Genomic DNA, 18,158 nt, shown 5'->3' with positions numbered 1-18,158 from the left:
TGTCCTCCCATCACACGCCTGCGGCCGCTTCTTCATGTACTGATTCAATCGCCTCAAACAGCCGTTTTCTCAGCTCATCTTCAGGCAGACGGCTGAATTCCTCCATAAAACGGATGAGCACGCCCCAATCCCCGTCGATCGCTTTCCCGATATGGATTTTCGGAAAAATCTGTTCCGTATGTACTTCATTATGATTCAGCAGTTCTTCATACATCTTTTCTCCCGGACGGATGCCTGAGAATTCGATGGGAATCTGTTCTGTCGTATAGCCTGATAAATGAATCAGGTTCTTTGCCAAGTCGACGATTTTGACGGGCTCTCCCATATCCAGAACGAAAATCTGCCGCCCTTTTGCAAGCGCCCCCGCCTGAATGACGAGTCTTGACGCTTCGGGAATCGTCATAAAATATCTTGTCATCGCCGGATGCGTGACGGTGACGGGTCCGCCTTTTTCAATCTGCTTTTTAAAAATCGGAATGACGCTGCCGCGGCTTCCGAGCACATTTCCGAAACGAACGGCGGCGAATTTGGTGCGGCTGACCTTTCCGAGGTTCATGATGACCATTTCCGCAAACCGCTTCGTCGCGCCCATGACATTGGCCGGATTGACCGCTTTGTCAGAAGAAATCAGCACGAATGTTTCCGTTCCGCACATATCGGCGGCTTCGGCGACATTTTTCGTGCCGATAATATTGTTTTTGACGGCTTCTTCAGGATTATGTTCCATTAACGGCACATGTTTATGAGCGGCCGCATGATAGACGACGTGCGGCTCGTATTTCTTCATCAATGTAAAGATTTTATCTCTGTCCTGAATATCGGCAATCTCCGCGTGAAAAAGCACCTCTTTGCCGAAGCGTGCGGACAGTTCGTTATGCACCGAATAAATGCTGTTCTCCCCGTGGCCGAGAAGGACGATTTCATGCGGAAGAAACGCGCTGATCTGGCGGCAGATTTCAGAACCGATAGAGCCGCCGGCGCCCGTGACCAGAATCGTTTTCCCCTTTATGCTGTCAGAAATTTTGCTCGTATCAAGGGTGACCGGCTTTCTGCCGAGGAGATCTTCGGCTTTTACATCCCTGATGTTTCCGGCAGCCTGCGTTCCGAGCAGGATCTCATCAAATTGCGGCATGATTTTAATATGGGCGCCCGTCTGCACACATTCTTTGTACAGCGTCTGGAGCTCATGGGGGCAAAGAGACGGAATGGCGATGATGATATGATGAATTCTCAGTCTCTGCACCGCCGGCATAATGCTTTCTTTTCCGCCGATGACGGGCAGACCCATAATTTTGAGCTTATGCTTCGTCTGATCATCATCAATAAAAGCCACCGGCATGATCCCGAGATCATTTTTCTGCGTAAGCTGACGGGCGAGCAGCGTTCCCCCTGCGCCCGCGCCGATGATCAGCGCCCGGGAAGAGTCCTTTTGCTTCCTGCCGATCGTTTCTTTCAGCACGCGCGAAATCATCCGGCTTCCTCCGATAAACAAGAGCTGAATCATCCAGCTGACGGCTAAAAGCCGGAACAAAATCGTGTGGAACACCCCGTATTGGACGGCGGCTGTCACGGCTGCGGACAGAGTGATCCCCTTCAGCAGATCAAGCAGCTCGCCTATTCCCGTATACGTCCATACCTGCTTATACTGATGAAACATAAAAGCGCATACATGGTGGCTGATCAGCATGCTCACGGCGGTCAGCAATAACGCTCCGGAGTCATAAAAGTGATAAGAATCCTCAAAAAATTGATATCCTATAACAACGGAAAGTAAAACGAGATACGTATCCAATGCAAAAATCATTGAAAGTCTTCTCCGGTAAGTCAATCTTTCCCCTCCTCATTTATCGGTTTAGCTGGTACGGTTTTCGTAAAAAAACTGGCATAACAGCTAAACCGATAACAATGCAGCATTAAAATAAATTGGGCATTTAACCCGTCCTCACACCCCGCCACCGACGACCAGCATCTAAGGCAGCAGCAGAAACCGCTGCCCACAGCAGAGCCGAGTGCCTCCGTTGATAAAGGTAAGGAGACATCACCTGCACTGCTCAATACGAGTAGTGCTCTGTTTTTTTGATTTTCTTTTTATTCAGCAGCGCGCCCAGAAGCTTCGCCTTTGACTGCTGGAGCGCGTCTTTTGCCTTTTGGACGGTATCCATTTTCGTTTTTCCGCTCAAAACGACGAGAACGCTTCCATCCGTCTGGTTTGCTAAAATCTGTCCGTCAGCCACCGCCAAAAGCGGAGGTGAGTCGAAAACAACAAGACTGTACCGGCTGTACATCTCCTGAATCAGCTCTCCCATCGCCTTTGAGGACAAAAGCTCTGCCGGATTCGGCGGCGTCGGCCCGCTCGTTAGGACATAGAGGTTGTCAATCAGCGTTTTTTGCACCGTTTCATCGAGGGAAGCGTTTCCGACTAACACATTCGTAAGGCCTTGTACATTTTCAAGCTGATAAGTCTCGTGTATCGTCGGTTTTCGTAAATCCGCATCGACGAGCAGCACCTTTTTCTCCTGCTGCGCAAATACCGCGGCAAGATTGGCGGCGCTGAATGATTTTCCTTCTCCCGGAACGGAAGAAGTGACGAGAATGGAGCGCAGATGGGTCTGGACAGAGGAAAACTCAATATTTGTCCGAATGGTGCGGTATTGTTCAGCAACCAATGATTTGTGATGTAAAACAGATATTTGAGCCAATCCCCGTCTTGACTTCTTTTTTCTGAATCCCAAACGCCTCACTCCCCGAAATGTTTTTCATCAGACGGTGTCTGCTGATTTTTGATATCATACACAACCCCTAAAACGGGCAAGTCCATTTTTTCGCTGAGCTGTCGCTCGCTTTTAACGGTTTCATCAAGAAAGTGGAGAAAAAATGCAAGCGTCACACCGGCCATAAGAGCCGCACCGAATGCCATCATGATATTCCGGATGCGCGAAGGCTTGACCATCGGGCTTTCCGATGCTTTCGCCTCAGACAAAACGATGACGCCTTTTATATTCATCCTGTCGCGGACTTCTTTTTTAAATGCCTTCATCAGCGTGTTCGCTATAGCGGCGGCCTTTTTCGGATTCTCATCCTGCACCGCTGCGGTGATGATTTCTGAATCGGTTTCACTGCTTGTCGTGATCTTCGCTTTTAAAGCGGATGCCGTCTCAGAAAGATGCAGCGTCTGTTTCACTTTCTCAAGCACAACCGGGCTTTTCATTATCGTTTGAAACGTGGTGCTGTAATGAAGATTCAGCTGAACGTCGCTGAGATTCGAATTTTTTTCACCGCTTGTTTCATGTATGAGCACTTGTGTCGACGCCTGATAAACGGGCGAAATCACCCGGAATTGGATGTATCCCGTTATCAGCGTCACCGCTGCTGTCATGATAAAAATCAGTAAAAATCTGTGCTTAATAATGTCAAATAATTCTTTAAAACTCATATTCTCATTCATGTAATATACAGCCTCATCCTTGTTGCATCAGGCTTAAACGCCCCCTTCTGTTAATGATTGGATTATAAAAGAAAAGCTCGAAATTTGAAAATTTCAAATTAAGCCATTTGGTTCTTTTTAGAGAACATTATCGTGATTTTCCTCTTATTTACTGCACTTACCTTTCAATTTTAAATTTTATAAAGAACGAAAAATTTCTTATAATGAACGAAAAATGTCAGTATGCAGGGGAGAATTCAGCACAATGATTGGAAGAATAATACGTTTATACCGCAGAAGAAAAGGCTACTCTATTAATCAGCTAGCAGTCGAAGCGGGAGTCTCTAAATCTTATTTAAGCAAGATAGAACGGGGGGTTCACTCAAATCCGTCCATCCAATTTCTTAAAAAAGTGTCCGCCACCCTTCAAGTCGATCTGACGGAGCTTTTTGATGCCGAAACGATGCTGCATCATATGGGAGGCACGGAAGATGAGTGGCGCATTCATCTCGTGCAGGCTGTGCAGTCAGGCATGCCGAAAGAAGAACTGTTCACCTTTACGAACAAACTGACTGAAAAACGGCCGGAGCCCGCACCCTACCGCAACAGAAAACTGACTGAATCGAACATTGAGGAATGGAAAGCGCTGATGCAGGAAGCAAAAGAACTCGGCTTGTCCGTTCAGGAAGTCAGATCATTTTTAGAACGGAAACGTTACTGATCATATGCAGATGAAAGGGATTTCATTCGCTTCATGTCTTCATCTCTGTATATAATGAAAAGAAAAAAGGGGATGAAGTCATGACAAAACTTACCGTTCAAACCCGCTGCGGCGCATTAAAAGGAACGGCCGGCCGCGGTGTCCGCACATGGAAGGGCATCCCTTACGCCAAGCCGCCCGTCGGAGAGCTGAGATTTAAAGCGCCGGAGCCGCCCGCACCTTGGGACGGCGTAAAACATGCCGACTCGTTCGGACCGGTTTGTCCGCAGCCCGCTGATTTGCTGTCCATGTCGTTTTCCGGAGATGTTCCGCCTCAATCTGAAGATTGCCTTTACCTCAATGTGTTCGCCCCAGAATCAGAGGGTGTGAAACGGCCTGTCATGGTATGGATTCACGGCGGCGCATTTTTTTTAGGCGCCGGAAGCGAACCGATTTACGACGGGTCTGCTCTTGCCGCTGAAGGAGATGTCATTGTGGTGACACTTAATTACAGGCTCGGGCCGTTCGGTTTTTTACATTTGTCTTCTATTTCTGACGCGTATCCCGGCAATATCGGCCTGCTCGATCAGATCGCCGCACTGCGCTGGGTGAAGGACAATATTTCCGCTTTTGGAGGGGACCCTGATAACGTCACGGTATTTGGTGAATCGGCAGGCGGCATGAGCATCGCCTCCCTTATGGCAATGCCTGACGCAAAAGGCCTGTTTCATAAAGCCATTTTAGAAAGCGGGGCCTCTCAGACGATGACTGCTGATATGGCAAAAGACATTGCCGAGACTTTTATCAGCGAGGCCGGTATTAAGACAGATGATATGAGCAAATTGCATATCCTCCCGACAGATGACATTCTCACAGCTGCCGGAAAAGTGAACAGTATAAAGGGACAGAATATTTTTCATCTTTTTTATCAGCCGGCCATAGATCCGGCCACATTGCCGAAGGAACCTGAAAAAGCGATTCACGGCGGTGCGGCAGAAGGCATACCGATACTCATCGGCACCAATCGGGATGAAGGATATTTATTTTTCACCCCTGATTCACCTGTTCATTCCGAACAGGAGCACGCCGATTATTTGCGCCATCATCTTGGAGAAGAAGGCTATTTGCAAGCGGCACCCTTATATCCTCATTCCTTAACGGGACAAATTGATATGATGACGGATTTGAAATTCTGGCGGCCGGCTGTCGCTTTCGCACAAGGACAATCGCGATTCGCACCCGTCTGGATGTACCGCTTTGACTGGCATGGCGAAACACCGCCGTTTCATAAAGCGGTTCACGCTCTGGAATTGCCGTTTGTGTTCGGAAACTTTGATTCTTTGAAAAAGACGCTGAAGGAACCGCCCGGTGAAGATGCAAAAGAGCTCTCCAGGCTGATGCAATCCGCATGGCTGGCCTTTGCGAAAAAAGGAAACCCGGACACCGATCAGCTCCATTGGCCTCAGTATGAAACAGGCTCGCGTGAGACGCTCATTTTCAACACAGCCGTCTCGACGGAAAGTGATCCCGATTCCGCCAAACGCCGCATCCTGTTTCAAGTATAAAAAAACCCCAAGGGATCAGGTTCCCTTGGGGTTTCGTTTTCATCCCAGTTCAGACCTCAATTTTCCACATTAACCCTTATATGTTATATTCCTTTATAACTGATCATCTAACTATTCATAAAGGAGTTTTTATATGGAGAAATCAAGTATTTTCGGCACAGCTGCCGTTATCATCGGGGCGCTGATGATCTTAGTTTCAGTTGTCTTCCTGCGCGACACTGATTTCTATGCCGTGAGGTGGATAGGCGCTGTCATCATGGCTGCAGGATTTTCATACGGGCCGGCCCACACAATTTCAAAACATAAAAACAAACATGAAAAAGAAACCCGGTAACCTTACTGGGTTTCTTTCATCTATTTCATTTATCTCACTTCATAGTGCAATTCCGCAAATTGTTTATAGCGCCGGACATCCGTCAGCTTCAGCCCGGTCTCCCGGTCTCCGGGTTTAAATAACGGAATTCCCCGGCCGAGCAGAACAGGTGCGATCTGAATGATAAACTCATCGACAAGTTTTTCCTCCAAAACGGGGTGCAGCAAATCACTCCCGCCGACAATCCAAATCCGCTTGCCTTCTTGGCGTTTCAACGCTTGTATAAAACCGGCAGGCTCTTCATGAATAAACCGCACATTTTCAGTACGCCCGGTCAATGTCCGCGAAAACACATAGCACTCTTTTCCCTTATACAGAAACTCCTCGGGAAATAACGTCATAATTTCATCATATGTTTTTCTGCCCATAATGATCGTATCGACAGATTCATAGAAAGATGCATAATCGGTGTCTTCTTCACCTTCAGTCCCGATTAACCAATCCAAAGAATGATTTTCCCGCGCAAGATAGCCATCTGCGCTGACAGCACCGTAAAAAACGAGCTTTCTTTGACCGCCCATGAAAAATCCCTCCCCCTTTTTTACAAGTTCATACAAACTAATTATACCATTTTTTCTTATCTTTCTGCTTTTGAGATGCTGTTAAGATACCGTCTATCCATCTTCCGATAATCGGCATAAAGAAATGAAGGATGAGCCCTCCTAAACAAACGGTGAATAACGTCCCGATGCCGACCGGACCTTTTAAGATCAATGCCAATATGAAAAACACGAAGTAAATGACCGTTCTTGAAAAAAAGATGCTTCTCCCTGTTAATTCGCGGATAATTAACGTTAACCGATCAACCGGGATCGGTGCGAAATTTGTGTGCAAATAAGCCGCGGTTCCAATCCCTATCACAACCAAACCGATGGCAAAACAACCCGCTTTTTCGTACCATGGTTCAGGCACTATGAAACGATGCAGGAAAAACAGCCACATATCAATCCCGATTCCCGTTATAAACGCCGTAATCATCCCTGAAAATTCCAGTCTTTGTCTTTTTAACATTGAATTGCAGCATATTAACAGGAAAGCTATGATGATTTCCCAGCTTCCCACTGTCAGCCCAGCATGTACAGACAGCCCTACGATCAGCGCATCGAAAGGCGACGTTCCAAGATCAGATTGAATCGTGACAGAAATACCAAAAGTTAATATAATGATTCCCAGAATATAAAAACCATATTTCATGTTACCGGCCTCATTTTCATATTTTATGTTGCAAATACAACAAAATCACGTTATGTTTAATATACGGTATTTTTATTGCAATTACAATATTTCATAAATAAGAAAGGAGCTGTATGAACATGAGCATCAAATTAAAAAAATGCAGCCTCGACGATATAACAGCACTCCGGGAGATAAGCATTGAAACATTCAATGATACATTTACAGATCAAAATTCACTTGAAAATATGAAGGCTTATTTGGAAAATGCATTCCGCTCTGAACAGCTGAAAACGGAATTATCCAATCTATCTTCACAATTCTATTTTGTCTATTATAATGATGACCTTGCGGGATATGTAAAAATCAACATGGATGAAGCTCAATCAGAAAAAATGGGTGATGATTCTCTGGAAATTGAGAGAATTTATATAAGAAAAAAACATCAGAAACACGGACTTGGCAAATATCTGCTGAATGAAGCTGTGAAAATCGCTGCCAATCACAACAAAAAGAAAATCTGGCTTGGCGTATGGGAAAAAAACGAAAACGCAATCGCCTTTTATAAAAAAATGGGGTTTGTCCAAACGGGAGAACACTCTTTTTATATGGGGGATGATGAACAAGTCGACTTTATCATGACCAAAACCCTGTCGTAGGATTTCCTGATTTCATACACAAAAAACCCGGCATCTGAGCCGGGTTTTTTCTATTATTTTAATTTTCCTGCGCGAATATCATCTGTCATTCCTTCGTACGGCGCTTCTGAAATCAATGATTCGTTATTGATTCCCGCATTATTGAGATACGTAATATCCGCAAACTCAGGAACGACATATTTAGGATACGTTTCATATTTCTCACGTGACTCTTTCATCACATCAATGTAATCATTTTGGTAGCATACGGTGATTTCCGGATGCTCATGCACCCATTTCGGGAAGAAAATAATCCCGTGCATCCGTTTTTCATTCGGCATAAAGTTTAATGAAACATCTGTGCCTGTCGGTTCAGTCCATGACACTTTATATACGCCTTCTGTCAGCTTTACGATATTCACTTCTTGGTCGCGCACCCAGCGTCCGCCTACCATACCGCTATGAATCCGATAGTCGATCGTATGATCATTTTTAATATAAATTTCATACTCCCAGCCGTTTTCATACGTGTAAATCATATGGCTTCCGATAAAGTTTTCCATGTCGACTCACTCTCCATATCATTATTGAACTTCATAAATATCCAACCGAATGTCATCCGGCAAATTGATCGCAGCCCCGATAAACAGCCGGTCCTGCAGAAACTGATATGCCTCACTGCTTGCTTCAAACATAGGCACAGTCCGAAATAAACATGCTCGGGATCAATGATGCCGTTCACTGAATCATTGATGACTTTTTTAAAGAAGGTTCATTCAAGAACGTATCACCTCCCGAGATATTATGTTTATTTAAACATGTAACTATTTACACGTTTAATTGTAACGCTGTTAAAATGGACTGTCAAATAATGAGCTGCCTCTGATAAAGTTTACCCGAAAAAAGAGGTGTTCAACAAAAAAGACAAGGGCGGCAAATACCGAACCCTTGTCTTTTTTGTTTAGTGTATGCTCATACCAGACGAGCGTCTTTATTAATAATCGCAGTCTTTATTTCTGCATTCTTTCTTTCTCACAACATCTATAGTGTGTCCCATAATCTTGTCATTTGCCTTATCATAAATACCGTCAAATTTATTTGATGTATCATCGTTGTAATAGCCAAATACCTCTATCCCGCCCATTGGATCTGTTTCGTATTTATCTTTAAATGTAACGTTATGTATTCCTTCATAATTCGCTTTGATAAATTTCTCCATTCGTTCTTGAGCAATCTTTACCTCTTCTGCCTGAACATTTTTATCATTCATACTCTTCATTATAAAACCTCCGGCTGCTATAAAGATAACCATGAAGATCATAATGTATGTTTTCACCAGAATCATCCTCCCATGAGTTATGATGAAGCTCGCGGACTAGAAAAATGATCGGTGACATCCGGTGCATTTAGGCGTCTTAAGATTTTTCTTCAGTGTCCACAGAGGATCATATAAGCGGCAATCCAGAGTACTTCTTGCGTCTTTTTAGTATTCACACTCTTTTTCCTGACATTCGGGTTTCTCTTCCGCATCGACTGACGAAACTCCTATTTCATCATTCGTTTTGTCATAAAGTCCAAAAAATTCTTTTTCCTTATTACCATTCAAGTACCCCTTCACGGAAATACCACCCATAGGATTTATTTTATAATTGTTAAGGTATGTAATGCGCTTTATATCTTTGTAATTAGCTTTTATATAGCTTTCCATTTTATTTTTCGCTTGGATAAAAAGTTCTTGTTCTGCTTCTTTTTTATCATGGTGGTACTTCATGTAGATACTTCCTGACGCTATAGTTATCACAAATATTAGGGCAATTTTGCATCTCTTCACAAACTCATCCTTTCTTAGATTAAATTTATATCAACCTCGGGGTGTTGTACATGTCTAAAAAGCATCAATGTATCAAGTATCAGTGATCGAGAATACTTTTTTATAAGCGTTAGTTATAGTTAGATCTAGGTTAAATGAAGTGATAAAGGAGAAAGGAATTCAAATCCAGAAGGAATTGGCTGATTTAGTTGGTTCTACTGAGGCTGCGATAAGCAACAAATACAAAATATGATATCACAACACTATTCATTATTAACTGAGGATTAAATGTACCTATGGAAGATTTGTTTTATGTCGAGGAGATAGAGTAAGAGCAATAAAACAAAATTAGCTCAGCTCGATTGAGCGGGCTAATTTATCTTATACAAAGCTTATCTATACATTCTTCTTTAGGTTCGGCATCAACCGTATACGACAATATTTCTTTATTGTTTGGATCATACAGACCTTCAAACTCTTTTTCTCCGTTAGTATAACCCTTAACACTAATACCACCAATTGGATTGATATTGTAATCCTCAGAAAAATGGATATTATCCACATTTTTATAGTTCGTTGTTAAAAACTTTTCCATATGATTCTGGGCTTCTTCGAATAACGCAATCTCTTTTTCCTTTTGATCATACTGATGCTTCATAAAAAGTCCCCCAACTGCTATAATTATTAAAATAAGGATAATTATGTACTTTTTCATTTGGAAATCAATCCTTTCCTATAAATAACTGTCGTTTTTAAGTAAACGAAATGAGCGAAAACTTGATATGAATATACTTTCAGCATGTCAAAAGCAAAGCTAACCAATTCAGAATTCATCGCGATTGTTGCTGACAAGTTAAGATTGGAACTTAAAGCGAGTAAAATGCTGATCTGACGTTTTTCCTATCGTTGAGTTGTCATGATATTTGTATGCGGTTACCGTTAATATCGGGGATACCTCGACAAATGAGACGGTAGAGGCGATTGATCTCAGGAATAGGTTTGAACTGTATGAGAAACATATCACGAATTTTGTAAGATAATTAAACAAAATAAATACCCACTCATCCTGATGTGGGTATTTTACCTTTCTTCGGCATTGACCACTGAAATCCCTATCTCCTTGTTCGTTGGATCATATATACCGGAAAATTCTTTTTCTTTATTATTATTTATGTAGCCTGAAACTTCAACTCCGCCTGTCGGATCGATATTGTAGTCTTTTGAAAAATGAACTTCCTGTACATTTTTATAGTCTTTTTTTAAGTAATTCTTCATGTGCTCTTGCGCCTCAATCACAAGTTTTTCTTCGTTTTTATGTTTATCATATTGACGCTTCACGAAAAAACCTCCCACTGCTATAATTATAACAATTAGGATAATAATGTATTTTCTCATGCGTATCATCCTTTCGGAACTATTTTACAATATAAGAAAGGTGATGTATATATGCCAAAAGGAAAAGAAATAACCGTCTCTAATGTCACAGATAAAGAATATTATCGTTTGAGTCAAGCAGCTTACCATTATAAAATGTTAGCCCTGCATATGAAATATAAAACTCCTTATAAAATAAGTAAGACGTCATATTGGTACGTTGAGAAAGTGAAGCAGGATTCTGATACGGGTCTCGATGCCATTGTATTCTCAAAAGGCATCAAGACAAAAAACGGCAAATGGGTAAAATCAAAAAACCCCGAAAACGTGGTCGTCGCCTTTGCCGGAACCGATATCGGAAAAGACCCGATCAATGACGGCGTAAAAGCGGACGGCGGGAATATTGTTTTCGGAAATAATCCGAAAAAAGAAGTGTATTATATTGTAAAAAAAGATGCGAAAGACACGTCTAAAACACTCGGAAAATACAATGGAACGCCCTCTCAAGACGCCATGCTCACAACCGGAAAGTATAAGCTGATAACGAAAACATCACAAATCGATCAAGCCGATCAGCTGGTACGGAGCGTAAAGAAAAAGTATGCCGGAACGTCAACGATTATTTCAACAACCGGCCATTCACTCGGCGGCGCTGAGGCCGAATACAGCGCGGTGAATAATGATATTTATGCCGTTGCGTTTAACAGTCCTTCCGTCGTGAAACTGCACGATGAAGAAACACAGAAAGACATCAACAGCGGCATATACGATCCTTACATCCGGTCAATTATCAATCCGGACGACATGGTCGGGGCAGGTTATTGGAACGAATATGACCGCCACAACGGGACAACGATTTATACGAAAAACCCCTCACTCTCACAGTTCAGCCGAAAGCAGCGGCTTGATGGGAACTTAAACGAGCAGATCAGCAAGAATCTCGCTTATTTCTTTACTACCGTCATTCTGAGAAATCCGGATACACACGGCTTAAACGAAGCGAATTTCATATTTGACCGAAACGGAAACATCACAAATCCGAACGGAGATGAGTTAGTCTTCGATAAAAATCTCGGCGCTCTTCTGCCGGCCGGTGCGATCGGTAGCGGAGACGCGATAAAAGTAACGCCGAAAAACGCAAAGAAGCTGGCTGAAAAGGTGCAGGCCATGACTGAGGATTTGCGGACGATGAAAAAAGAAGCGCAGAACGCCTATCAGGAGCACGATGAAAAAATCGCCGAGCTGAAAACAGAATTTTACGGCCAAGTCGGACACGGCTTGTTTGATCAGCTTCAAGCACAGGACGTGACCAATACAATTGAAGATATTGCGCAATCCTACGATAAAGGCCCGATTTTTTACGACACTCAGGCTGAGCAGGCGTTTATTGATTCTTTGCAGGCCGCGATCACGGACCTTGAAGAGATCGGCGGATTCTTACATAAAATAGCGGACAAATTTCAGGAAAAAGACCAGATGCTCGCAAACTGGTTAAGATGATAGAGGTGGATACATAATGCCGACATTAGACGAACTTTTAGAACATAAGGACGACCCGATGAAGAAAAGGCTGCAGCGGCAAATGCTGAAAACCGTCATGACGCAGGCAGCGGGGACAAAACTGGAAACAGTGCGCCAAACACTGAAACCGACATTCGAAATGGACACATTGAAAGATGAATTATATGAAGTTTACTCAGCTTTATTGAACAGCTTCGAAGGCAAGGCGCAAAAAGCTCTCGCACAGCGGATCAGTGAAAGTGCGCGGCTGATTGCCGGCACCGAAAATAACAGAGACACATTCATTAACAGTTTCAAAACAAGGTAAAATAAAAAACCTCGCGGATTTATTATTTGCGGGGTTTTTCCTATCATCTTAACTGACACGCTCGGAGAATGTATCATATACCTCTATGAACGTTGATATATAAGGTTTTTGATAATCCTTTGATCCGTCAGTCGGAATGAGTAGCCGGCGGGAAGTGAGAGCGGGAGAATAAAAGAAGCTTATCATGAACATTAACAAAACAAGAGGTTTATTGTATAAAATCGCGCGTATTCTTGGCGATGTTCAAGCTGCCAAAAACGGCAGGCTTGGAAAAAGGATAGCCCGCCGCGCTGCAGGAAAAGCCACCGGGACACTAAACGAGTGGGATTTTTTTTCGGCTAGGCTATATCCTCTTTTAAACAAAATCCTTATTTGGTAAAATAATGGGCATTGTAAGGAAGGAGTGATTGAAGCGTGTTATTGTTTATAGGAAAGTTCATATTGCTCTTTTTGTTCTGTACGTTAGTGTATTATTTATTTAAAGTGGTTTATTACAATGTTGGTAAGAAGGTTGCTCTCAATGCGACAGAAGGAACAAAAGCCAATTGGGTTGCGAACGTCTTAATTAAAAATGGTACTAAGCTTACTGACGGAGATTACTTTATGGTTGCTGTCGTTACGACATTATGGCTTGTGATCCATTTATGATGTATCAAAACGATTAGGACTTGCTAGTATTGATACGACTCAAAGCCATGTGCAAAGTTTGTGCAAAACGAAATGAAATAATCCGTTTTTTAACGCTTTCTCGGGCTCCCAATAAGTCCATCGAAACAAAGAAAAACCCTTGCACGGCAAGGGTTTTCGACTTCTTTAAGCTTTATTCATTTAAAGCTATCTCATGCTTTTGACGCGCTCGGAGGGATTCGAACCCCCGACAGACGTGGTACCGGAAACCACCGCTCTATCCAACTGAGCTACGAGCGCACGTTTTTTCAATCAGATACCTTTATATTATAATAAAGACACGCGCAGAAAGCAACACTTTTTCAATAATAGTGAACTTTACGGCGCTTCTGCTGCAGTGATGTATGTATAGTAACAGGATTATGCAGCGTCCTCATGCAGCATAATCCCGCCCCGCATAACGGCTTGTTTTTCAAAAGGCTCACACGCCTGATGCGATCAGTCATTTCAGCTGCTCAGTACTTTTCCAGTCACTTCAGAAAAAGCACGTTTCAGCTTTTTTTCCAAATGTCTTTTAACGTCCAATAGGTGAATTCCTCAACCTTTACAGCGCCTTTCTCAGAAAACAGCTCAAGCCCCAATCTGCCCTCTTTCGGATAGATACGGCTTGTCATCGTTGCTTCTCCATGATTGGCGAATACTTCAATCGAAGATCTGTCAATAAATATCCGCAGCGCCAGCTTGCCGCTTGCATCCAGCCGCACTCTTCTCACACCGTCTTTCGCTTTCCCCATTTTGGTGCAATCAAGTGTCAATTTTTTATCCGTTAGATTGTACTTAAGCACAAGTTCTTCTTCACCAAGGCCGCGAATCTTAAAACCTGCCGATTCGGCATCGCAATCGTTTATATCAAACACGACTCGAACTTCAAGCAGGTCTTCGGACGTCTTTGCCAAGTAACTCCCTGATATCTGCCGGCCTGCACATTCCCGGTATTCCTTTGTTCGCAGCTGCTTGGTTTCTTCGGCGGGATTCATCAAAAGTTTATGATCGTCACGCAATGTCAGTTCTCGCGGCAGCGTCAATGCACCGCACCATCCGTCCGCTTTTGTCGGCATCTCAGATTCCCACATATCCATCCAGCCGATAGCGATTCTGCGTCCCTTATCATCTAGTAATGTTTGCACGGCGTAAAAGTCATGGCCGTAATCCAGCTCTGTAAAAGCGCCATGTGTAAATTTATTTGTTTCATAATTATAGTCACCGATTAAATAACCGGTTTGATGTAAATTGTTATATGAATCGCCGTCCGCTTCAATACCCTGTGGCGAAATCAGCAGGACATGTTTGCCGCCTAATTCAAAGAAATCCGGACATTCCCACATATAGCCGAGATGACCGTCACTTTGGGCGAGAACACCTGCGTATTCCCAATCACGCAAATCAGATGAACGGTATAAAACGACCCGTCCGACATTTTCTTTTGTGGAGTTGCCGATGACCATATACCAATCATCGCGATGCTTCCATACTTTCGGATCGCGGAAATGACGGGCGCTGTCTTCCGGCGGTGCCGCAATAACGGGGTTTTCCTGAAGCTTTTCAAACACAATTCCATCTTGGCTGACCGCGATATTTTGAGTTTGATAGAAAAGGTCTTTCTCTTGATCAATCATATTATGGCCTGTATAGATTAAAGTAAGGCGTCCGTTATCATCGGCCGCGCTTCCCGAAAAACAGCCGCTTTGATCAAATGCATCCCCCGGAGCTAAGGCAACCGGCAGGTGCTCCCAATGAATGAGATCTTTACTCTTTACATGCCCCCAATGCATCGGCCCCCAATTCTCATCATACGGATGATGCTGAAAAAAGACGTGGTATTCTCCTTTAAACTGAATAAGCCCGTTCGGATCATTGATCCAATTCGCCCGGGGCATAATGTGGTACCCCAGCCGATATCTTTGTTTCACTTTACCCTCGGCTTCCTTCAAAGCTTCTTCCGCCTGCTGAATTCTATCCATTTGCGACATCCTCTCTATCCGATTTTTTGCAGACGCTGAACACGCCTGCTGTTTTGTTTCGGGCCCAATAAAGTAAATATGGAGATGACGGTAAAACCAAAGACGACGATTCCCATGATGAGATAAGTTTGCCGGAACCCCGCACTGTCATATAATCCTCCCGCCAGCGGCGACAGAATCGACGCGCCTGCCTGAGATGCGAATTGAAAACCGACGAGATAAAGGACGGACGACAGACGCGTATCAAAATTGGCCGCCAAATATTTAAAAACGGCGATCAGCATAATCGGCAGTTCCAGTGCGTGGATGAGTTTCATTGATGAAATTCCTACAGGCTCAACTGCAATTCCGGACCCGACGATGCGGAAAGCCATTAAAAACCCCGCTAAAATCAAACTGTTTTTCGCTCCGAACTTATTGACGATAAAAGGCGCAAGAAACATCATGCCGGCCTCTAAAAATACCTGGACTGAATTAAGATAGCCGAATACTTGGTTGCCTATCGACACTGAAGGAAACAAAGACGCATAGTAGATCGGGAACTGCTGATCATATACGCCGTAAATGCAGGTCACGCCGATAATGTACATCATAAAAAACCAAAAATCCTTTATTAAAAAGAGCCGCCCCACATCTTTTAACCGGACCGAATCCGCTCTGTTTTTCTCGTGGTCTGTCATTTCGATTTTTACAGACATGATAATGGCCGTTAAAATGACGGCTGAAACAGACGCGATCCAGAAGTTGATATTGGGATTGATATTGAAAAGCTGTCCTGCAAAAAATGCAGCCGCCGCCCAGCCCAATGAGCCCCACATTCTTGATTTTCCATACTCGAAATGATATTTTCGGCTGACCTTTTCAATGTACGTTTCAATCGCGCCTATCCCCGCCAAAAAGCCGGCTCCCAAATACAGGCCTCCGACAATGGCGCCAAGAAAGACATTGTACTGTAAGAGCGGTCCATAGATGAAAATATAAAACGGACCTGTAAATAGGAGAAGAAAGCTGATCATAAATAAAATCTTTTTCTTCAGCCCCAATTTGTCAGAAATAAAACCGTAAAGAGGCTGCATGCACAAGGCAAATACGGCGTTTACAGAAAAAATAATGCCTGTCGATGATCCATTCAAATTCATTTCCTGCCCCAGCCAAATCGCAAATAAAGAATAGCTGGAAGACCAAGTAAAAAAGAAAAAGAAAAAATAAGCACTCAGTTTCCAATACAGACTTTTTGCGTTTTTCATTTTCACCGCTCCTTTAATAGGACCTTTTACTCCACGTTCCCGAACCGCTGAGCCATGTCATTCCTTCCCGCTATAAAGTAAGCGCTTTCTTTTTTAGCGCTGTCCGGTACTTCACTTTAGTTGCATTACGCAAACAGCCGCCGTCACTTCCCTTCATCCTCTTTATAAAGCGCTTTCATAAAGAATTTTATGTCAACCGGTTTCATATGTCAATCGGTTGACATAAAATTTTCTGATTATTCAAATCGAATAAAACGAACCCCTAGCAGAAATATGGAATTTCCTTGCGCTTGTCAGCCCGATTCTCTAAAATAGGTGCGTGACGAGAATTGTAAGCCATTTCAGTAAAGCAGGAGGGCAAGGGAATGAAGCCTAACATTCACGATGTTGCAAAAATAGCGGGAGTTTCCTCTACAACCGTTTCGCGGGTATTAAATAACCGCGGCTATATCAGCGAAAAAACAAAAGAAAAAGTGTACAATGCGATGGAAGAAATCAATTACTTTCCAAACGATCTCGCCCGCTCTTTATTCCGTAAAAGAACCAATTTAATAGGGCTTATCATCCCAAACTCCGGCAACCCGTTTTTCGGGGAACTCGCTTTTCATATTGAAAGCATTTGTACGTCCATGGGCTACAAACTGCTGCTTTGCAACAGTTTACATCGAAAGGATAAAGAAGAAAAATATGTGGAGATGCTGATAAGAAACCAAGTGGACGGCGTGATCGCCGTGACTTACAACCGGGGAATTCTCAATTATCATAAGCAAAATCTGCCGATTGTCGCCATTGATCATTTCTTATCGGATTCAATTCCCGTCATCGGCTCAGACAACTATGACGGCGGAAAAAAAGCGGCGGAACTGCTGATCGAAAAAGGGTGCCGGCACATCGTCCATATCAACGGCCCGCTTGAACTCGAAACACCGGCAAACCTCAGAAGAAAAGCATACGAAGATGTCATGCGTAAACACGGAAGGCAGCCTATTACATATGAAGTACCCTTTTATCAACATGACCATGACATCATTTCATCGTTATTCGATGAACAGCCTGACACCGACGGAATTTTTGCCAGTGATGATCTGATGGCGGCAGCAGTCATGACGGAGGCCAAAAAACGGGGAAAAGACATCCCGGCTCAATTAAAAGTGATCGGTTATGACGGCACCGAAACCGTTCAATCGATCCTTCCGGAATTGACAACCATCCAGCAGCCGATCGAATTGATTTCCAAAACAGCCATCGAGATTTTAGTAAAAGAAATTGAAGGCGAATTTGATGATTTGCCGCTGGAAACGTATTTGCCGGTGCGGTTTCTAGAAGGTCAGACAACTTAATCAGCCGGTTCAGCCGTACGGCACGCCAGCGTTCTATT

The 18,158-nt window shown here is 43.5% G+C and carries 20 protein-coding genes, 1 tRNA gene and 2 pseudogenes; 9 read left to right on the top strand and 14 right to left on the bottom strand.

Annotation, left to right across the window (positions count from 1 at the left end; genetic code table 11):
• Positions 1 to 10: 10 nt before the first annotated feature.
• From ACH32G_RS07965 to ACH32G_RS07955, 3 genes are all read right to left on the bottom strand, one after another.
• Positions 11 to 1,828 (bottom strand): nucleoside-diphosphate sugar epimerase/dehydratase, encoded by a 1,818-nt coding sequence (locus tag ACH32G_RS07965; protein WP_327814617.1) that lies wholly within the window; start codon positions 1,826 to 1,828, stop codon positions 11 to 13.
• Between the two features lie 223 nt (positions 1,829 to 2,051).
• Entirely contained in the window at positions 2,052 to 2,732 is a 681-nt protein-coding gene (locus ACH32G_RS07960; RefSeq protein WP_016937854.1) for a CpsD/CapB family tyrosine-protein kinase, read from the bottom strand.
• A gap of 5 nt (positions 2,733 to 2,737) precedes the next feature.
• Entirely contained in the window at positions 2,738 to 3,445 is a 708-nt protein-coding gene (locus tag ACH32G_RS07955) for a YveK family protein (protein ID WP_327814618.1), read from the bottom strand.
• A gap of 244 nt (positions 3,446 to 3,689) precedes the next feature.
• On the opposite strand from ACH32G_RS07955, the gene slrR reads away from it, so the two are divergent.
• From slrR to ACH32G_RS07940, 3 genes are all read left to right on the top strand, one after another.
• Positions 3,690 to 4,145 carry an HTH-type transcriptional regulator SlrR gene (gene slrR, locus ACH32G_RS07950; protein WP_003151541.1) on the top strand — a complete coding sequence of 152 codons (456 nt, stop codon included), beginning with the start codon at positions 3,690 to 3,692 and terminating at the stop codon, positions 4,143 to 4,145.
• Between the two features lie 80 nt (positions 4,146 to 4,225).
• Positions 4,226 to 5,689: a carboxylesterase/lipase family protein gene (locus ACH32G_RS07945; RefSeq protein ID WP_415272985.1), complete on the top strand. Its 1,464-nt coding sequence runs from the start codon at positions 4,226 to 4,228 to the stop codon at positions 5,687 to 5,689.
• Between the two features lie 133 nt (positions 5,690 to 5,822).
• Entirely contained in the window at positions 5,823 to 6,023 is a 201-nt protein-coding gene (locus ACH32G_RS07940) for a hypothetical protein (protein ID WP_045925906.1), read from the top strand.
• A 29-nt stretch (positions 6,024 to 6,052) separates the two neighbouring features.
• Here ACH32G_RS07940 and ACH32G_RS07935 read toward each other — a convergent pair whose 3' ends face one another.
• Together ACH32G_RS07935 and ACH32G_RS07930 are read right to left on the bottom strand one after the other, a co-directional pair.
• Entirely contained in the window at positions 6,053 to 6,583 is a 531-nt protein-coding gene (locus ACH32G_RS07935; RefSeq protein WP_016937850.1) for a dihydrofolate reductase family protein, read from the bottom strand.
• Positions 6,584 to 6,620: 37 nt separating this feature from the next.
• Positions 6,621 to 7,256, bottom strand: coding sequence for a YczE/YyaS/YitT family protein (locus tag ACH32G_RS07930; protein ID WP_448814176.1), 636 nt, complete (start codon positions 7,254 to 7,256; stop codon positions 6,621 to 6,623).
• A gap of 119 nt (positions 7,257 to 7,375) precedes the next feature.
• On the opposite strand from ACH32G_RS07930, the gene ACH32G_RS07925 reads away from it, so the two are divergent.
• Positions 7,376 to 7,894 carry a GNAT family N-acetyltransferase gene (locus tag ACH32G_RS07925; RefSeq protein ID WP_448814175.1) on the top strand — a complete coding sequence of 173 codons (519 nt, stop codon included), beginning with the start codon at positions 7,376 to 7,378 and terminating at the stop codon, positions 7,892 to 7,894.
• A gap of 53 nt (positions 7,895 to 7,947) precedes the next feature.
• Here ACH32G_RS07925 and ACH32G_RS07920 read toward each other — a convergent pair whose 3' ends face one another.
• The 5 genes and pseudogenes from ACH32G_RS07920 to ACH32G_RS07900 all read right to left on the bottom strand — a co-directional run bounded on the left by ACH32G_RS07920 (position 7,948) and on the right by ACH32G_RS07900 (position 10,398).
• On the bottom strand, positions 7,948 to 8,436 hold the full coding sequence (locus ACH32G_RS07920) for a phenolic acid decarboxylase (RefSeq protein WP_045925902.1): 489 nt from the start codon (positions 8,434 to 8,436) through the stop codon (positions 7,948 to 7,950).
• A gap of 21 nt (positions 8,437 to 8,457) precedes the next feature.
• Positions 8,458 to 8,606 (bottom strand): annotated as a pseudogene (locus tag ACH32G_RS07915) (DUF3237 family protein); the annotation flags it as partial.
• A gap of 261 nt (positions 8,607 to 8,867) precedes the next feature.
• Positions 8,868 to 9,152, bottom strand: coding sequence for a DUF1433 domain-containing protein (locus tag ACH32G_RS07910; RefSeq protein ID WP_448814287.1), 285 nt, complete (start codon positions 9,150 to 9,152; stop codon positions 8,868 to 8,870).
• Positions 9,153 to 9,356: 204 nt separating this feature from the next.
• A complete protein-coding gene (locus ACH32G_RS07905; RefSeq protein ID WP_188154416.1) occupies positions 9,357 to 9,644 on the bottom strand; it encodes a DUF1433 domain-containing protein in 288 nt (95 codons plus the stop codon).
• A 415-nt stretch (positions 9,645 to 10,059) separates the two neighbouring features.
• Positions 10,060 to 10,398 carry a DUF1433 domain-containing protein gene (locus ACH32G_RS07900; RefSeq protein WP_188154415.1) on the bottom strand — a complete coding sequence of 113 codons (339 nt, stop codon included), beginning with the start codon at positions 10,396 to 10,398 and terminating at the stop codon, positions 10,060 to 10,062.
• 66 nt (positions 10,399 to 10,464) lie between these two features.
• Here ACH32G_RS07900 and ACH32G_RS07895 point away from each other — a divergent pair.
• A pseudogene (locus ACH32G_RS07895) lies at positions 10,465 to 10,575 on the top strand (sporulation transcription factor Spo0A); the annotation flags it as partial.
• 188 nt (positions 10,576 to 10,763) lie between these two features.
• Here ACH32G_RS07895 and ACH32G_RS07890 read toward each other — a convergent pair.
• Complete coding sequence (locus tag ACH32G_RS07890; RefSeq protein ID WP_012118522.1) at positions 10,764 to 11,078, bottom strand: DUF1433 domain-containing protein; 315 nt, start codon at positions 11,076 to 11,078, stop codon at positions 10,764 to 10,766.
• Positions 11,079 to 11,129: 51 nt separating this feature from the next.
• Between ACH32G_RS07890 and ACH32G_RS07885 the strand changes: the two genes are divergently transcribed.
• From ACH32G_RS07885 to ACH32G_RS07875, 3 genes are all read left to right on the top strand, one after another.
• The gene (locus ACH32G_RS07885) at positions 11,130 to 12,557 is read left to right on the top strand and encodes a lipase (RefSeq protein ID WP_327814626.1); all 1,428 of its coding nucleotides are present in this window, start codon (positions 11,130 to 11,132) and stop codon (positions 12,555 to 12,557) included.
• A 16-nt stretch (positions 12,558 to 12,573) separates the two neighbouring features.
• Complete coding sequence (locus ACH32G_RS07880) at positions 12,574 to 12,885, top strand: hypothetical protein (protein WP_045925896.1); 312 nt, start codon at positions 12,574 to 12,576, stop codon at positions 12,883 to 12,885.
• Between the two features lie 184 nt (positions 12,886 to 13,069).
• A complete protein-coding gene (locus ACH32G_RS07875; RefSeq protein WP_188154537.1) occupies positions 13,070 to 13,264 on the top strand; it encodes a hypothetical protein in 195 nt (64 codons plus the stop codon).
• A gap of 472 nt (positions 13,265 to 13,736) precedes the next feature.
• On the opposite strand, the gene ACH32G_RS07870 is transcribed toward ACH32G_RS07875, so the two are convergent.
• From ACH32G_RS07870 to ACH32G_RS07860, 3 genes are all read right to left on the bottom strand, one after another.
• A tRNA-Arg gene (locus ACH32G_RS07870) sits at positions 13,737 to 13,812 on the bottom strand.
• A gap of 251 nt (positions 13,813 to 14,063) precedes the next feature.
• Positions 14,064 to 15,533, bottom strand: a complete 1,470-nt coding sequence (locus ACH32G_RS07865) for a glycoside hydrolase family 32 protein (protein ID WP_188154413.1) — start codon at positions 15,531 to 15,533, stop codon at positions 14,064 to 14,066.
• 14 nt (positions 15,534 to 15,547) lie between these two features.
• The gene (locus ACH32G_RS07860; RefSeq protein ID WP_188154412.1) at positions 15,548 to 16,780 is read right to left on the bottom strand and encodes an MFS transporter; all 1,233 of its coding nucleotides are present in this window, start codon (positions 16,778 to 16,780) and stop codon (positions 15,548 to 15,550) included.
• A gap of 365 nt (positions 16,781 to 17,145) precedes the next feature.
• On the opposite strand from ACH32G_RS07860, the gene ACH32G_RS07855 reads away from it, so the two are divergent.
• Positions 17,146 to 18,120, top strand: coding sequence for a LacI family DNA-binding transcriptional regulator (locus ACH32G_RS07855; RefSeq protein ID WP_188154411.1), 975 nt, complete (start codon positions 17,146 to 17,148; stop codon positions 18,118 to 18,120).
• Positions 18,121 to 18,158 lie beyond the last annotated feature (38 nt).

Source organism: Bacillus sp. CIS52 (assembly GCF_053545315.1).
The sequence above is the reverse complement of the archived record's forward strand: the minus strand, read 5'-3'. Positions and strand labels throughout refer to the sequence as shown.

What these genes read in the sequence shown, in the direction of transcription:
- ACH32G_RS07905 (WP_188154416.1), bottom strand. Translation starts at nt 9,644, where the DNA reads ATGAAGTACCACCATGATAAAAAAGAAGCAGAACAAGAACTTTTTATC.
- ACH32G_RS07875 (WP_188154537.1), top strand. Translation starts at nt 13,070, where the DNA reads ATGAACATTAACAAAACAAGAGGTTTATTGTATAAAATCGCGCGTATT.
- ACH32G_RS07945 (WP_415272985.1), top strand. Translation starts at nt 4,226, where the DNA reads ATGACAAAACTTACCGTTCAAACCCGCTGCGGCGCATTAAAAGGAACG.
- ACH32G_RS07920 (WP_045925902.1), bottom strand. Translation starts at nt 8,436, where the DNA reads ATGGAAAACTTTATCGGAAGCCATATGATTTACACGTATGAAAACGGC.
- ACH32G_RS07935 (WP_016937850.1), bottom strand. Translation starts at nt 6,583, where the DNA reads ATGGGCGGTCAAAGAAAGCTCGTTTTTTACGGTGCTGTCAGCGCAGAT.
- ACH32G_RS07925 (WP_448814175.1), top strand. Translation starts at nt 7,376, where the DNA reads ATGAGCATCAAATTAAAAAAATGCAGCCTCGACGATATAACAGCACTC.
- ACH32G_RS07885 (WP_327814626.1), top strand. Translation starts at nt 11,130, where the DNA reads ATGCCAAAAGGAAAAGAAATAACCGTCTCTAATGTCACAGATAAAGAA.
- ACH32G_RS07955 (WP_327814618.1), bottom strand. Translation starts at nt 3,445, where the DNA reads ATGAATGAGAATATGAGTTTTAAAGAATTATTTGACATTATTAAGCAC.
- ACH32G_RS07910 (WP_448814287.1), bottom strand. Translation starts at nt 9,152, where the DNA reads ATGAAGAGTATGAATGATAAAAATGTTCAGGCAGAAGAGGTAAAGATT.
- ACH32G_RS07940 (WP_045925906.1), top strand. Translation starts at nt 5,823, where the DNA reads ATGGAGAAATCAAGTATTTTCGGCACAGCTGCCGTTATCATCGGGGCG.
- ACH32G_RS07855 (WP_188154411.1), top strand. Translation starts at nt 17,146, where the DNA reads ATGAAGCCTAACATTCACGATGTTGCAAAAATAGCGGGAGTTTCCTCT.
- ACH32G_RS07860 (WP_188154412.1), bottom strand. Translation starts at nt 16,780, where the DNA reads ATGAAAAACGCAAAAAGTCTGTATTGGAAACTGAGTGCTTATTTTTTC.
- ACH32G_RS07930 (WP_448814176.1), bottom strand. Translation starts at nt 7,256, where the DNA reads ATGAAATATGGTTTTTATATTCTGGGAATCATTATATTAACTTTTGGT.
- ACH32G_RS07865 (WP_188154413.1), bottom strand. Translation starts at nt 15,533, where the DNA reads ATGGATAGAATTCAGCAGGCGGAAGAAGCTTTGAAGGAAGCCGAGGGT.
- ACH32G_RS07880 (WP_045925896.1), top strand. Translation starts at nt 12,574, where the DNA reads ATGCCGACATTAGACGAACTTTTAGAACATAAGGACGACCCGATGAAG.
- ACH32G_RS07900 (WP_188154415.1), bottom strand. Translation starts at nt 10,398, where the DNA reads ATGAAAAAGTACATAATTATCCTTATTTTAATAATTATAGCAGTTGGG.
- slrR (WP_003151541.1), top strand. Translation starts at nt 3,690, where the DNA reads ATGATTGGAAGAATAATACGTTTATACCGCAGAAGAAAAGGCTACTCT.
- ACH32G_RS07890 (WP_012118522.1), bottom strand. Translation starts at nt 11,078, where the DNA reads ATGAGAAAATACATTATTATCCTAATTGTTATAATTATAGCAGTGGGA.